Annotated in this window: 1 protein-coding gene; it reads left to right on the top strand. The window is 47.6% G+C overall.

The window, feature by feature from the left end; all coding sequences use genetic code 11:
• Positions 1–904, top strand: a 904-nt coding sequence (locus R7O13_RS25150; RefSeq protein ID WP_318304979.1) for a serine/threonine-protein kinase, incomplete at both ends; no start/stop codon positions are given.

The following is a 904-nucleotide window of genomic DNA, read 5'->3' as shown; positions in this document are numbered from 1 at the left end:
ATGTGCTCGGACAACGGGCACTTTTCGATGAAGCGCAGCTACTAGCACGTTTAAATCACCCTTATATTGCGAAAGTCTTTGACGGCGGCCTGCATGACGGCTCGGTTTACATCGTCATGGAGCGCGTGTTTGGCCAAACATTGGATGATTATCTTGCCGAAGTCACGCTGACAGACCATGAGAAGCTCACGCTGTTTAAGCAGATTTGTCAGGCAATGGAACACGCGCATCACCACCAAGTGTTACACACCGATCTCAAGCCTGAAAATATCCTGATTGACCCAAATAAACGACCGAAATTGCTCGATTTCAATCTGACGCAGAAAGTGCAAAACAGCGGTGGCGAATCCCCACCCGCATTAATTGCGTTTAGCCAAAACTTTGCCAGTCCAGAACAACAGACTGGTCAGTTTCTGACGGCACAAAGCGATGTGTACTCTCTGGGTAAAATTCTCGCGATGATGTTTCCGTCACCGCGCGTTTGGTCTGATGTTTACTGGGTCATTAGACGCGCGACACGCTCTGCCGCAAAACTGCGCTATTCAGACGTTCGAGCACTAAGAATTGATATTGAGCGCATGCTTGAGCGGCGCCCAATCGAACAAAAAAAACATTGGCCGTTGTACAGCGCATTGCGTTTAGTGCAGCGCCGTCCGCTGGCTGCAGCATTATCTGCCATTCTGGTTTTATCCGGCGTGCTATTTGGTAATGCATTGATTCAAAAGAATATCCAACTGCAACAAGAGAAGAAGATTGCAGAAGATATGATGTACGAACTGACTCGCCTCATCTTTCATGCGAAGGGGCAGAACGTCGAACATCTTTCGGTGAACTCCATGATGGAGTTAACACGAAGGCGGATACTCTCTAACCCAGATATCCCCAAACATATAAAACAAAAAAT

It is taken from the genome of Vibrio sp. Y176 (assembly GCF_033438945.1).
Note: the sequence above shows the minus strand (reverse complement) of the source record. Positions and strands in the feature narration are given on the sequence as shown.